The 13707-nt window shown below is 65.6% G+C and carries 8 protein-coding genes and 1 pseudogene; 1 reads left to right on the forward strand and 8 read right to left on the reverse strand.

Going from position 1 to position 13707, the window contains the following annotated elements; translation table 11 throughout:
• Positions 1 to 16 precede the first annotated feature (16 nt).
• Positions 17 to 2320, forward strand: a pseudogene (locus tag KLP42_RS01590) (PAS domain-containing sensor histidine kinase); the annotation flags it as partial.
• On the opposite strand, the gene KLP42_RS01595 reads toward KLP42_RS01590, so the two are convergent.
• The 8 genes from KLP42_RS01595 to ccmI all read right to left on the reverse strand — a co-directional run bounded on the left by KLP42_RS01595 (position 2313) and on the right by ccmI (position 13468).
• On the reverse strand, positions 2313 to 5300 hold the full coding sequence (locus KLP42_RS01595) for a bifunctional [glutamine synthetase] adenylyltransferase/[glutamine synthetase]-adenylyl-L-tyrosine phosphorylase (RefSeq protein WP_215564182.1): 2988 nt from the start codon (positions 5298 to 5300) through the stop codon (positions 2313 to 2315). The pseudogene KLP42_RS01590 and the gene KLP42_RS01595 sit on opposite strands and share 8 nt — an antisense overlap.
• A gap of 29 nt (positions 5301 to 5329) precedes the next feature.
• A complete protein-coding gene (locus tag KLP42_RS01600) occupies positions 5330 to 6739 on the reverse strand; it encodes a sensor histidine kinase (RefSeq protein WP_215564184.1) in 1410 nt (469 codons plus the stop codon).
• A gap of 8 nt (positions 6740 to 6747) precedes the next feature.
• Positions 6748 to 7500, reverse strand: coding sequence for a response regulator transcription factor (locus tag KLP42_RS01605; RefSeq protein ID WP_502941260.1), 753 nt, complete (start codon positions 7498 to 7500; stop codon positions 6748 to 6750).
• 102 nt (positions 7501 to 7602) lie between these two features.
• On the reverse strand, positions 7603 to 9168 hold the full coding sequence (locus KLP42_RS01610) for a Do family serine endopeptidase (protein WP_215564188.1): 1566 nt from the start codon (positions 9166 to 9168) through the stop codon (positions 7603 to 7605).
• A 148-nt stretch (positions 9169 to 9316) separates the two neighbouring features.
• The gene (locus KLP42_RS01615) at positions 9317 to 9772 is read right to left on the reverse strand and encodes a cytochrome c-type biogenesis protein (RefSeq protein ID WP_252192686.1); all 456 of its coding nucleotides are present in this window, start codon (positions 9770 to 9772) and stop codon (positions 9317 to 9319) included.
• A gap of 86 nt (positions 9773 to 9858) precedes the next feature.
• A complete protein-coding gene (locus KLP42_RS01620) occupies positions 9859 to 11847 on the reverse strand; it encodes a heme lyase CcmF/NrfE family subunit (RefSeq protein ID WP_215564192.1) in 1989 nt (662 codons plus the stop codon).
• Positions 11844 to 12293, reverse strand: coding sequence for a cytochrome c maturation protein CcmE (gene ccmE / locus KLP42_RS01625; RefSeq protein ID WP_215564194.1), 450 nt, complete (start codon positions 12291 to 12293; stop codon positions 11844 to 11846). The genes KLP42_RS01620 and ccmE overlap by 4 nt, the downstream gene beginning before the upstream one ends.
• On the reverse strand, positions 12290 to 13468 hold the full coding sequence (gene ccmI / locus KLP42_RS01630) for a c-type cytochrome biogenesis protein CcmI (protein ID WP_215564195.1): 1179 nt from the start codon (positions 13466 to 13468) through the stop codon (positions 12290 to 12292). Before ccmI ends, ccmE begins: the two co-directional genes overlap by 4 nt.
• Positions 13469 to 13707: the final 239 nt, after the last annotated feature.

The raw sequence follows: 13707 nt of genomic DNA on the forward strand, positions 1-13707 counted from the left end.
GGGATCAATCAGAACGATGGCTGACGTGCAGCGGGAAACCGCAGCCGGAGAACGGTTGCGTTTCAAATTTCCGGACTGGCTGGCTTTCCAGCTGAGCACCGGGAACAGCCTGTGCGCGCTCAAGCGCCGGCTCGAAGAGCTTCCGAGCGCCGAACTGTGGCTGAAGCGGTCGATCCCGCTGCTCATCATTGCCTTCCTTGCCGTGATCGCGGCCTCCCGCCTGCTCGGCCTGGTTTCGGAGCGGGCGCGCATGGAAGAAGCGGCGCGCCAGTCGACGGCGCTGCTGGCGGCGGCCAGCGCGGCAGCCTTTGCCGGCCACGAGCAGGCCTTCGCCACCGATGATCGCAAGGCGGCCGAAGAGCGGCTGTCGCTCTTCCTGCCGCAGAACAAGCTGCAGGCCGGCGCCTTCGTCATCCTGGTCGATGCGGGCGGTCGCGTCTTTGGCGGAACGCGTCAGGCAGCGCCCTATCTCGACGCGCAGCTTGCCACCCTTCTGCCGGAAATGGTGGCGCTGCGCCGCTTCAACGGCGATGACGGCGTCATCGAGACCACCTTCAACGGCGTTCCCCACTATGCGGCCATCAAGGCGCTCGGCGGCCCGCAGGGCGGCCTCGTCGTCGCGGCCCATTCGCTGGAAGGCGCCGACCAGTTCTGGCGCCAGCAGGTGTCGCTCAATGTCACGCTGTTCACCGGCATTTCCTCGGTGCTGCTCGTCATTCTCTATGCCTATTACATGCAGGTGAAGCGCGCCCGCGATGCCGACGAGATCTTCCTCGAATCCAACATGCGCGTCGAAACGGCGCTGTCGCGCGGACGCTGCGGCCTGTGGGATTTCGACCTCGCCAACCGCCGGCTGTTCTGGTCGCGCTCCATGTATGAAATGCTCGGCCTGCCGCCGGGCAACAACATGCTGTCCTTCAGCGAGGCGGCCCGGCTGATGCATCCGGCCGATGGCAACCTGTTTGCGCTGGCGCGTGCCGTCGGCCGCGGCAATGCCAAGCAGATCGACCAAGTGTTCCGCATGCGCCATGCTGCTGGCCATTATGTCTGGATGCGCGCCCGCGCCCAGGTGATGAAGTCGAGCAGCGGCCGCACGCATGTCATCGGCATCGCAATGGACGTGACGGAGCAGCACCGCCTCGCCCAGCGTTATGCGGAAGCCGACCAGCGTCTGGCCGATGCGATCGAATGCACCTCGGAAGCCTTCGTGCTGTGGGACAAGAACGACCGGCTGGTGATGTGCAACACCCACTTCCAGCAGGCCTACGGGCTGCCGGACAAGGTTCTGGTGCCGGGCACCGAAAAGAGCGTGGTCACCGCTGCCGCCGCCCGTCCGGTGATCGAGCGGCGCATCGTCGATCCGGATCACAACGGCTTTTCGCGCACCACCGAGGTGCAGCTTGCCGACGAGCGCTGGCTGCAGATCAACGAACGCCGCACGCGCGATGGCGGCATGGTCTCGGTCGGCACCGACATCACCCTTCTCAAGCGCCATCAGGAGCGCCTGCGCGAATCCGAGCGACGCCTGATGGCAACCATCGGCGACCTCTCCGCTTCCCAGAAGAAGCTCGAGCGCCAGAAGGCGGAGCTTTCGATCGCCAATGCCAATTATCAGGCGGAAAAGGAACGCGCCGAGGCCGCCAACAAGGCGAAGTCGGAATTCCTCGCCAATATGAGCCACGAACTGCGCACGCCGCTGAACGCCATTCTCGGCTTCTCGGAAATCCTGGTCAACGGCATGTTCGGCCCGGTCGGCTCGCCGAAATACAGCGAATATGCCCGCGACATCCACGACAGCGGCAAGCACCTGCTCAACGTCATCAACGACATCCTCGACATGTCGAAGATCGAGGCGGGTCACATGAAGATCGTCTGCGAGAACATCGATCTCGCACCGCTGATCGAAGAAAGCATCCGCCTCACCGCCATGCCGGCGGAAGCCAAGCTGATCGCCGTCACCCAGCGCGTTGCCTCTGGCCTGCACATGCATGGCGACCGCCGCGCCATGAAGCAGATCTTCCTCAACATCCTGTCCAATGCGGTGAAGTTCACCAATGAAGGCGGCCGGGTGGAACTGCGCGCCCGCCAGTCGGAGCGCGGCATCTGGCTCACCATCGCCGATACCGGCATCGGCATTCCCAAGGCGGCACTCGGCAAGATCGGCCAGCCCTTCGAGCAGGTGCAGAGCCAGTATGCCAAGAGCAAGGGCGGCTCCGGCCTCGGCCTTGCCATTTCCCGCTCGCTGGTCAGCCTGCATGGCGGCACCATGCGCATCCGCTCTGCGGTGGATCGCGGCACGGTCGTCTCGCTGTTCATTCCTCAGAAGCAGGGCTGCTGCGCGCAGACAGGCATGCCTGCAGGATCGATCGCACGCTCTTCGACAGCCGCTTGACCTCGGCCTCGATCAGCTTGAGGCTCGGCGCATCGCCCGCCGTGCACAGCCGCTCGATCAGCCCGGCCGGGGCATCCTTCGGATCGAACGCGCCCTCGACGCACAGCCGGATGATCTGCGACAGCTCTGTATAGAGCCGGAGCGCCGTCACGCAGGTCTCAAGGTCGTCGGCGCCAAGCCGCCCCGCCGCATGGCGCCTCAGGGCCGCCTCCGTTCCGCTGATCGAGACGGCCGCCTCATCTTCCAGGACCGCAGCCCCGGCCGGTGCGACCAGCCGCAGATATTGCGCGATGAACTCGATGTCGATCAGCCCGCCGGGGATCAGCTTGAAATCCCAGAGATCGCGCGGCGGCTTTTCCTGCTCGATCAGCGCCCGCATCTCGGCGACGTCTGCCGCCGTCTTCTGCCGGTCACGCGGTCTGGCCAGCACGTCCGCCATCACCTGCCCCGCCTCGGCCATCAGACTCTCATCGCCGCAGACGAGACGCGCCCGCGTCAGCGCCATGTGCTCCCAGGTCCAGGCCTCGTCCTCCTGATACTTGCGGAAGGCGTTGATGCGGGTGGCGACCGGGCCCTTGTTGCCGGAGGGTCGGAGTCTCAGATCCACCTCGAAGACGATCCCCTCCGCCGTCGGCGCCGAGAGTGCCGCGATCAGCCGCTGCGTAACGCGGGTGAAATAGCGCATGGCATCGAGCGGCTTTGCCCCGTCCGATTCCTGCACCGCCTCCGGATAGTCATAGAGCAGGATCAGGTCGACGTCGGAGCCGGCCGTCAGCTCGTAGCTGCCGAGCTTGCCCATGCCGAGGATCGCGACGCGGCCGCCGGGATAGGCGCCATGCGCCTGCGCCATTTCGCCAAGCACTGCCTTCAGCGCCTGTTCGATGACAAGGTCGGCGAGATCCGTGAAGGCGCGGCCCGCCTGGGCGCCGGAAATCGTGCCGGTCAGCAGCCGGATGCCGATCAGGAAGCGCTGCTCGGCGGTGAAGATGCGCAAACGGTCGAGCACCTCCTCGTAATGGCGCGCGCCGCCGACAAAGGTCGTCAGCCGCTCGCAGAGATAGTGCCGCGTCGGAATTTCCTGCATCAGGCCGGGATCGAGCATGCCGTCGAACACGTGCGGGCGCGCCGCGATGATGTCGGCGAGCCGCGGTGCCGCCGCCATGATCATCACCAGCAGCGACAGCAGGCCGGGATTGTTGCCGAGCAGCGAAAACAGCTGGATGCCCGCCGGCAGCGCCTTCAGGAAACCGTCGAAGCGCAGCAGCGCCTCGTCCGCCCGCTTGCTGCGGCCGAAGGCGGAGAGAAGTTCCGGCATCAGCTCCGTCAGCCGCTCGCGCGCCTCGACCGACTGGGTTGCCCGGTAGCGCCCGTAATGCCAGGTGCGGATCACCCGCGACATGTCGGCCGGCCGCTCGAAGCCGAGTTTCGACAGCGTGACCAGCGTTTCCGGATCGTCGTTCTGGCCGGTGAAGACCAGATTGCCGTCGCCGGTGGAAAGCTTCGCCTCCTGCTCGAACAGCCGGGCATAGCGCCGTTCCACACGACGCAGCACCTCCTCCAGCCGGGCAGAAAAGCCCGCCGTGTCGGCAAAGCCCAGCATGTAGGCAATGCGCTTCAGCTCGGTCTCGGTTTCCGGCAGGCGGTGCGACTGCTCGTCACGCACCATCTGGATGCGATGCTCCACATCGCGCAGGAACCAGTAGGCCTCCGTCAGTTCGGCGGCGATTTCCGGCGTGATCCAGCGGGATTGGGCAAGCGCCGCAAGGGCTGCCTCCGTGCGTCGCTCGCGGATCGCCGGCACGCGGCCGCCGGCAATCAGCTGCTGCGTCTGGGCAAAGAACTCGATCTCGCGAATGCCGCCCCGCCCGAGCTTCACGTCATGCCCCTTGACCGCGATCACCCCGTGGCCCTTGTGCGCATGGATCTGCCGCTTGATCGAATGGATGTCGGCAATCGCCGCATAATCGAGATACTTGCGGAAGACGAAGGGCGTCATGTCGCGCAGGAAAGCCTCGCCGGCCTTCAGATCCCCGGCCATCGGCCGGGCCTTGATATAGGCGGCGCGTTCCCAGTTCTGGCCGCGCCCCTCGTAATAGATCAGCGCCGCCTCGACGGGCACCGCAAGCGGCGTCGAGCCGGGATCGGGTCTCAGCCGCAGGTCGGTGCGGAACACGTAGCCGTCGCCGGTCCGCTCCTGCAGAATGCGGATCAGCCGGCGCATCATGCGGCCGTAGAACTCGGTCGCCTCCAGCGGATCCGGAAGAATGCCGCTGTCGGGATCGAAGAAGACGACGATGTCGATGTCGGAGGAGTAGTTCAGTTCGCCCGCGCCGAGCTTGCCCATGCCGAGCACGATGAGGCCGGAGCCGTCGCTCGGCCGGGCGGGGTCGGCGAGCCTCAGCTTGCCGGCCTGATGCGACGCCAGCAGCAGGTGGTCGACGGCCGCCGCCACCGCCGCATCGGCAAGCCGCGTCAACCAGGCCGTCGTTTCCCTTGCATGCAGGAGACCGGACAGATCGGCGAGCGCCAGCAGGAAACTCACCTGCCGCTTGGCATCACGCAGCGCGGTCATTACCTCCGCCTCGCCGGGAACGGACCCGTCGGCGCGCGGTCGCCAGCAGTCGCGGGCCGCTGCCACGCAGGCCTCCAGCTGCGGTTCCAGCGGTGCCTCCAGCGCGCGGGCCAGAAGTGCCGGCCGGATCACCGCGATGTCCTTCAGGTAGGGAGAGAGCGACAGGGCGCTGACAAGGAAATCCTTGAGCGGCCCGCCATCAGCCAGAACGGAAGCAATTGTCGGCTCGCGGCTCCCCATCTCCTTCAGAGCTGACAGCGCCGCGCGCGCCTCGGTCTGGTTGAAGGGTTTGAGGTCCCTGCTCACGTCCGCCAGTTGCCGAACCGTCATCGTCATGCATCCTCCCTGTGCTCCTCACCCTCCATTTAGAGCGTCTGGAACGGGAAAACCATGGTGATGGTCAGTCCCGGTTGCGGCGCATCCTCGCCATGGGTGGCGGAAAGCTCAAGCCGACCGCCATGCAGTTCCATCACCGCCTCCACCAGCGACAGGCCAAGGCCGGTTCCGGGCTTGGAGCGGCTTTCGTCGAGGCGCACGAAGCGCTTGGTCACTTCCTTGCGCTTGTCGGCGGGAATGCCCGGCCCGCTGTCTGCGACCGACAGATGCAATCCGTCCGCCTGCTTGCTGAGGATTACCCGGATCGGCGCGGCGCCGTCGCTTCCCGCGGCATATTTGATCGCATTGTCCAGCAGGTTGAAGATCGCCTGCCCGATCAGTTCGCGATTGCCATGCACCGCAAGACCCGGCTCGATCTCGGTCGTGAGGGAAAGCCCCGCCTCCTCCGCCACCGGCTCGTAAAGCTCGGCACTGTCGGCGGAAATGGCGGAGAGATCCACGCTCGTCATCTCGGCGGCGATCGATCCGGCCTCGACGCGGGAAATCATCAAGAGCGCATTGAAGGTGCGGATCAGCTGGTCGGATTCGGCAATGATGCCCTCCAGCGCCGCCCGCCGCACCTCGCCGCGGTCTTCCGCCAGCGCATCGGCGGCCTTGTTGCGCAGCCGGGTCAGCGGCGTCTTCAGGTCATGGGCAATGTTGTCGGAGACCTGCCGCAACCCCTCGTTCAGCTTCTCGATGCGCTCCAGCATGGAATTCAGCGATTCCGACAGGCGGTCGAACTCGTCACCCGATACCCCGACCGGCAGGCGCTGCGACAGATCGCCGGCAATGATCTTGGTGCTGGCAGCCGACATCCGGTCGATGCGCCTCAGCGCGTTGCGGCCGATGCCGAACCAGATGATCAGGGCACCGAGCCCCATGATCGCCAGCGCCACCATCAGCGCACGGCGCACGATGCCGCGGAACCGGCCCGGCTCGCCGAGATCGCGGCCGATCATCACGCGCAGGCCGTTGTCGAGGAAGAATACGTTGGCGGTTGCCACATGCGGGCGCGGCGGTCCCGTCTCGGTGAAGGGCTCGTATCGAAACGGCATGCGCGTCCAGCCCTCGCGGTCCAGCACGCCCGGCTCGACGCTTGCGACATTGCCCGCCAGCATCTCGCCGGTCGGGCTGGCGATCACGTAGAGATTGGCGCCCGGCTGGCGGGCACGCCGCTCCATCGTGCGCAGCAGAAGGTTTACCCCGCCGCGGTCATAGGAGCCACGCACCTCGGAAGTTTCCTGGAGCAGCGCCTCGCGCACCTGCTGGGCCAGCAGCCGCTCGGACATCGCCGTGACATAGACCACCAGAAAGGCGGCACACAGCGCAAACAGCATGATGTAGAGCGCCGACAACCGGACGGTGGTCGAGCGCATCACCAGGCGGAGGCGGCTCATCGAGGGTTTCACGCCTCGTCCTTGATCATGTAGCCGGCACCGCGAATGGTCTTCAGCAGCGGCTTGTCGAAATCCTTCTCGATCTTGGATCTCAGGCGCGACACATGCACGTCGATCACGTTGGTCTGCGGATCGAAGTGGTAGTCCCACACATTTTCCAGAAGCATGGTGCGGGTCACCACCTGGCCGGCATTCTTCATCAGGTATTCCAGCAGGCGGAACTCGCGCGGCTGCAGCAGGATCTCCTTGCCGCCGCGGCGCACCTCGTGCGACAGCCGGTCCAGCTCCAGGTCGCCGACGCGATAGACCATTTCCTGCTCGGGCGCGCCCTTGCGCCGCCCCAGCACCTCGACGCGCGCCAGAAGCTCGCTGAAGGCATAGGGTTTCGGAAGGTAGTCATCGCCGCCGGCCCGCAGGCCGGTCACGCGGTCATCCACCTGGCCGAGCGCAGACAGGATCAGCACCGGCGTGTTGACGCCGCGCTTGCGCAACTCGCTGATCACCGAAATGCCGTCGCGGCGCGGCAGCATGCGGTCGACCACCATCACGTCATAGGCGTTTTCCGAGCCCATGAAGAGCCCGCTTTCGCCATCGCTGGCATGGTCCACCACGATGCCGGCCTCGCGAAAGGCCTTGGTCATGTAGGCGGCGGCTTCCAGATCATCTTCAATGACAAGAATCTTCATGTGCGGGACCATAGCGTCCGCCGCGCCGTCCGTAAAACGGGTTTCGGTTTTTCCATCACTCTGCTGTGGGTTCATCTGCATGGGTGAAAACCTCGTCGAAGGGAACCGGGAAGCCGAATGCAAGGGGGCGCCGAGCCGTGCCTGGCCCGACGCCCCCTGCAATTGCCTTGAGGGCGATCAGCCTTCGTTGATCGGCAGGGCCATGAAGCGGCTGCCGCTCTGCGATTCCACCTGGAACAGGGCCCGGGTGCGGCCATCCTTGCGGGCAGCCTCCAGTGCCTTGGTGATGTCGGCGGCCGACGATACCTGCTGGTTGTTGACCGAGGTGATCTTCTCGCCTTCACGCAGGCCCTTGGCGGCGGCCTCGGAGTCCGGATCCACATCGGTCACCGAAACACCATTGCCGTCATCGGAGGGCGCCACCGTGATGCCGAGCGCTGCCAGTGCCTTCTCGCTGGACGGCTGGCTGTCGTTCGGGCTCTGGCTGTTTTCCGCCTTCACCGCCTCGTCGCTGGCAAGGTTGCCGAGCATCACGGTAACGGACTGTGCCTTGCCATTGCGCCACAGCGAGATTTCCGCCTTCTGGTTCGGACCGATCGCGGCAACCTTCTTGGCCAGGTCGCGGGCATCCTTGATCGGATCGCCATTGACCGCGGTGATCACGTCGCCCTGCTTGATGCCGGCCTTGGCGCCGGGCGAATTGTCCTGCGGGGCAACGACGAGGGCGCCCTTGGCTTCCGCAAGGCCGAGCGATTCGGCAATATCCTGCGTCACCGGCTGGATCTGCACGCCCAGCCAGCCGCGCTCTACCTTGCCGTCCTTCATCAGGTCGGCGATCACGTCCTTGGCAGTGGAAGCGGGAATGGCGAAGGCGATGCCGACATTGCCGCCCGACGGCGAGAAGATCGCGGTGTTGATGCCGACCACTTCGCCTTCGAGATTGAAGGTCGGGCCGCCGGAATTGCCGCGGTTGACGGCGGCATCCACCTGGATGAAATCGTCATAGGGACCGGAACCGATATCGCGGCCACGGGCAGACACGATGCCGGCCGTCACGGTGCCGCCAAGGCCGAAGGGATTGCCGACGGCCACGACCCAGTCGCCCACGCGGGTCTTGGCGTCATCGGCAAATTTCACATAGGTGAACTTGCGCTTGGCATCGACCTTCAGCAGCGCGAGGTCGGTGCGACTGTCCTTGCCGACCAGCTTGGCATCGAGTTCCGTGCCGTCATTCATGACGACCGTATAGGCCGAGCCGTCGGAGACGACGTGATTGTTGGTGACGACATAACCGTCTTCCGAGATGAAGAAGCCGGACCCCTGGGCGACGGGGCGCAGATAATGCGGACGCTTCGGATCGCGCTGGGCGCGGTCCTGGTTGCGGTTGCCCGGTCCCTGGCCCTGCTGGTTGCCGAACTCACGGAAGAAGCGCTTCAGGGGGTGGTCGTCCGGCAGGTCGTCAAAGCCGCGACCGCCGAAGTTGAACGAGAAGCCGTTGCCGCTGTCGTCGGAAACGGGCGTTGCATCCGACTTGACGCGCACCGAGACGACGGCCGGGGACACGGCCGACACCACGTCGGCAAAGCTCGGAACCTGCGGAGCGGCAACCGTGACCGGCTCGGCAAAGGTCTGGTAGACCTGCGCGGGAATACCGGTCGAGAGCATGACGGCCGCGAGGCCCGCCACGGTCGAACCCTTGAGCACGGTTTTCAGGGAGGGACGTCCGATCTTGCTCTTGAACATTGTGCGATACCTTCTTCTTCACATCATTCAGACTGGAGTGCCGGCTGCCCGGCGGCGGTGGATGACGCAAGATATAGGTGTCGGCGTCTTAACTGCACCTGTCCGGCTGGTGAAATGTTCGTAATGTTTCCGAATGTTTCGGATTCCGTTACTCGCCGAGCAAAGCGTCCAGACGGGCCTTTTCCCCGTCGGTGAGCGGTTGCTCGACAACGCTTGCGCGGCGGCGGCGCAGGGTCAGCGCAAGCGCGACGGCGCCAAGCACCAGCAACAGCGCCGGCATGGCCCACAGCAGCATGGTCTTGCCGGAAAGGCGCGGCTTCAGCAGCACGAACTCGCCGTAGCGGGACACGACATAATCGATCACCTGCCTGTCGCTGTCGCCGCGCACGATCCGCTCGCGCACCAGAAGCCGCAGATCCTTGGCAAGTTCCGCATTCGAATCATCGATCGACTGGTTCTGGCAGACCATGCAGCGCAGCTGGCCGGACAGCGCGCGCGCCCGCTCCTCAAGCACCGGGTCCTTCAGAACCTCGTCCGGATTGACGGCGAAGGCGGGCACAGGCGCCAGCAGAAGGAAAAGCCCGAGCACAATTCTGGCAAGCAAGCCGCGCCCTTCGCCCGGCCGCCAGCCTCCTCGTCGGCCACGCGCGAAAAGGGTCACGGAGAAACGGAAATCCCTGGGAAACCCGGTCATTCCGCCGGCTCCATCTGTGCCTTCACCGGCTTCGTCCGGCGGCTCGGCGCACCCACGCGCAATCGTCGATCGGAGAGCGACACGAAACCGCCCAGCATCATAACCAGGGCGCCGCCCCAGATGCACAGGATCCACGGCTTCCACCAGATGCGCACCACGATGCCGCCATCGTCCATCGGGTCACCCAGCGATACGTAAAGCTGGCTGAGACCGAAGCTCAGAATGCCGGCTTCCGTGGTCGGCATGCGCCGCGCCGTGTAGAGACGCTTCGACGACCAGACATCGGCGACCGCCACCCCGCCGCGGCTGATGGTGAAGTGGGCGCGTTCCTCGGTGAAGTTCGGGCCGACCGCCTCGCGCATGCCGTCGAAGACGAGCGTATAGCCACCGGCCTCCGCCGTCTGGCCCTGCTTCATCTCCACCACGGTTTCCGTCTCGAAGGTGGTGACGGCAACAATGCCGAGCACGGTGATGCCAAGCCCCATATGCGCCAGCGCCGTGCCGAAGGCCGAGCGCGGCAGCCCCTTCAGCCGGCGAAAGGCGATGGAGAAGGCGAGCCTGCCGAAATTGGCGCGGTACCACAGATCGGCCAGCGCGCCGAGGATCAGATAGAAGCCGAGCGCCAGACCGAACGCCGCCAGCACGGGCCCGCCATGCTCGGCATAATAGACAGCAAGCCCTGCGCCAAGCGACACACCCGCCACCAGATAGAGCCGCTGCAGGGCACCCAGCAGATCGCCACGCTTCCAGGCGAGCAGCGGACCGAAAGGCACCGCCAGCAGCAGCGGGATCATCAGCAGGCCGAAGGTCAGGTTGAAGAAGGGTGCGCCGACCGAGATCTTTTCGCCGGTCAGCGTCTCCAGCACCAGCGGATAGAGCGTTCCCGTCAGAACCGTGGCGGCAGACACCGTCAGGATCAGGTTGTTGAGCACCAGCGCCCCCTCGCGCGAGATCGGCGCGAACAGGCCACCGCTCTTCAGTTGCGGGGCCCGCCAGGCAAACAGCGTGAAGGCGCCGCCGATGAACAGGCTGAGGATGCAGAGAATGAAGATGCCGCGGGAAGGATCGGTCGCAAAGGCATGCACCGAGGTCAGTACGCCGGAGCGCACCAGGAAGGTGCCCAGCAGCGACAGCGAGAAGGTCATGATCGCCAGCAGCACGGTCCAGATCTTCAGCGCCTCGCGCTTTTCCATCACCAGCGCCGAATGCAGAAGCGCCGTACCGGCCAGCCAGGGCATGAAGGAGGCGTTTTCCACCGGGTCCCAGAACCACCAGCCGCCCCAGCCGAGTTCGTAATAGGCCCAGTAGGAGCCCATGGCGATCCCGGCGGTGAGAAAGGTCCAGGCGGCGAGCGTCCACGGCCGCACCCAGCGTGCCCAGGCCGCGTCGATCCGCCCCTCGATCAGGGCTGCGACAGCAAACGAGAAGCAGACGGAAAAGCCGACATAGCCGAGATAGAGAAGCGGCGGATGCACCGCAAGCCCCGGATCCTGCAGCACGGGATTGAGATCCTGCCCCTCGGCGGGAGCGGGATCGAGCCTGAGAAAGGGATTGGAGGTGAGGAGGATGAACAGCAGGAAGGCCAGGCTGATCCAGGCCTGCACGGCAAGCACGGTTGCCCGCAGCGAATCCGGCAGGTTGCGGCCGAACACCGCCACCATGGCGCTGAACAGCGTCAGGATCAGCAGCCACAGCAGCATGGAGCCCTCGTGATTGCCCCACACGCCGGTCAGCTTGTAGATCAGCGGCATCAGCGAATGGGAATTTTCCCAGACATTGCGCAGGGAAAAGTCGGAGACCGCATAGGCCCAGGTCAGCACCGAAAAGGCAAAGGCGACCAGCGCAAACAGCAGCACGGAGCCGAGCGGCGCCAGCGCCATCAGGGCGGCATCGCCGCGCCGCGCGCCCGCCATCGGCGCGATGGAGAGGATCAGAGCCGTCGCAAGCGCCAGCACCAGCGCATAATGACCGATTTCGATGATCATCGCGTCGCCCCCTCGCCTTCCTTCCACACGCCCTGTTCCTTCAGGCGATCGGCCACTTCCTTCGGCATGTAGTTCTCGTCATGCTTGGCCAGCACGGTGTCGGCACGGAAGTCATGCGCGGTATCGAACACACCCTCGGTCACAACGCCCTGCCCCTCGCGAAACAGGTCCGGCAGAATGCCGGTATAGCGCACCGGCACGCTGGCATGGCCGTCCGTCACCTTGAAGCTGACGGTGGAGCCGGCGCCGCGCACCACGGACCCCGCCTCCACCAGTCCGCCGAGACGGATGCGGGTGCCGGGCGAAACCTTGGCGGCGGAAAGATCACCCGGCATGTAGAAATAGGCGACCGACTGGCTGAAGGCGAACATCACCAGCAGCACCGCCACCATGATGAAACCCATCCCGCCGGCAATCACCGCCAGTCGCTTCTGCTTGCGGGTCATTGTGTCACCCCCTCCACGGACAGACCGATCTCGCGCGCCAGCGCCACCAGGCGCTGCCCGGGCGCCCCGTCGGCGGGGAATGTCTTCAGCCCCGTGCGTAGCGCATCGGCCGCCTTCTCGTCCTGTCCCAGAACCTTATAGGAACGCACCAGCCGCAACCATCCCTCGATATTGCGGGGATCGTCCTGCAGCTTTGCCGCAAGGCTCGCCACCATGCCCTCGATCATCTGGGCGCGATCGCTCGCGCTCATCTCCTGCGCGGCCTCCACGTCGGCCGCATCCGGATTGCCGGGCACCTTGCCGGGTGCATCGCCGGCCTGCGGCGGAACGGATGGCCTTGCCAGCGGCGCGCCGCCGTTGCGGGCGATGTGGTCGTTGACCAGCGCCACCCATGGAGCTCCAGGCGGCGAATCGGCGGCCAGCGCCCTGAACCCGTCGAGCGCCGCCTGCCGGCGACCGGCCTGCTCGTCGGAGAGTGCCATATAGAAGCGGGCGCGCATATTGCTGCGGTCAAGCTCCACCGCCCGCGCGAAGGACTGGCGCGCGTCGGCGGTCACGATGCCCTCATTTGCGGCCACCAGCGTTTCGCCGAGGCCCGCCAGCCGCTCGGAGCTTTCGCCAACCAGCGCGATGGCCCGGCGATAGGCCATTTCGGCATCGCCCAGCCGCTGGCTGCGGAAATAGATCGGCGCCAGCAGGTCCCAGCCGGCGCCATCCTCCGGATTGGCCGCCAGATGGCGTTCGGCCTTGGCCACCAGCAGCGCCATGTTGTTGCCGGGATTGGCAAGTCGCGCCTCCAGCGGCTGTGCCGGAAGACCGGGGCTGCCCAGAAGCACGTAGAGACAGAGGCCGACAAGCGGCAGACAGACAATGATCGAGAAGGTCGCCAGCCGGTGCCGTCCGGCCCCCTTCGAGCCTTCGTCGTGCCCTGTCCGCCTGGATTTCTCCGCCAGCGCCAGAAGCCGGCGGCCGATCTCGGCGCGGGCATATTCGGCCTCTTCGATGCCGATCAGTCCCTGGTGCCGGTCCCGCTCCACCTCGCGCAGCTGGTCGCGATAGACGGCGGCCTCATCCTCATGGCCTTTCCGGCTTTCGGGAACAGGCCGCATCAGCGGCGCGATCAGAACCGCCGCCACCAGGGCCGTGAAACAAGCAAGGACGATCCATAAAACCATGAAGGCCAATTACTTCAAGCTGGCCCTCATTCCAATCGGAAGCCGGGCAATGACACGAATTTGAGGCATCTGGCCGCAATCTCTGGCGCCACCTATGCCGGCCGAGTGTGCGTGTGGCCTTGATTTGCGTCAACCCGAAGCCGGCACTTGCGGCACCACACCGCATCGCGGCCGCCGCATGCTCCTGCCCGGCCCCGACACAGCGCGGGATCACGTCCTTTCCGGCCAAAGCCGGGGCC

Origin of the sequence: Rhizobium sp. CSW-27, from assembly GCF_018760785.1 — a bacterium.
Taxonomy (GTDB): Bacteria; Pseudomonadota; Alphaproteobacteria; order Rhizobiales; family Rhizobiaceae; genus Neorhizobium.

Bases quoted from the DNA above. Each gene is read 5' to 3' on its own strand.
- KLP42_RS01595 (WP_215564182.1), bottom strand. From the start codon at position 5,300: ATGACGATGACGGTTCGGCAACTGGCGGACGTGAGCAGGGACCTCAAA.
- KLP42_RS01600 (WP_215564184.1), bottom strand. From the start codon at position 6,739: ATGAGCCGCCTCCGCCTGGTGATGCGCTCGACCACCGTCCGGTTGTCG.
- KLP42_RS01605 (WP_502941260.1), bottom strand. From the start codon at position 7,500: ATGAACCCACAGCAGAGTGATGGAAAAACCGAAACCCGTTTTACGGAC.
- KLP42_RS01610 (WP_215564188.1), bottom strand. From the start codon at position 9,168: ATGTTCAAGAGCAAGATCGGACGTCCCTCCCTGAAAACCGTGCTCAAG.
- KLP42_RS01620 (WP_215564192.1), bottom strand. From the start codon at position 11,847: ATGATCATCGAAATCGGTCATTATGCGCTGGTGCTGGCGCTTGCGACG.
- ccmE (WP_215564194.1), bottom strand. From the start codon at position 12,293: ATGACCCGCAAGCAGAAGCGACTGGCGGTGATTGCCGGCGGGATGGGT.
- ccmI (WP_215564195.1), bottom strand. From the start codon at position 13,468: ATGGTTTTATGGATCGTCCTTGCTTGTTTCACGGCCCTGGTGGCGGCG.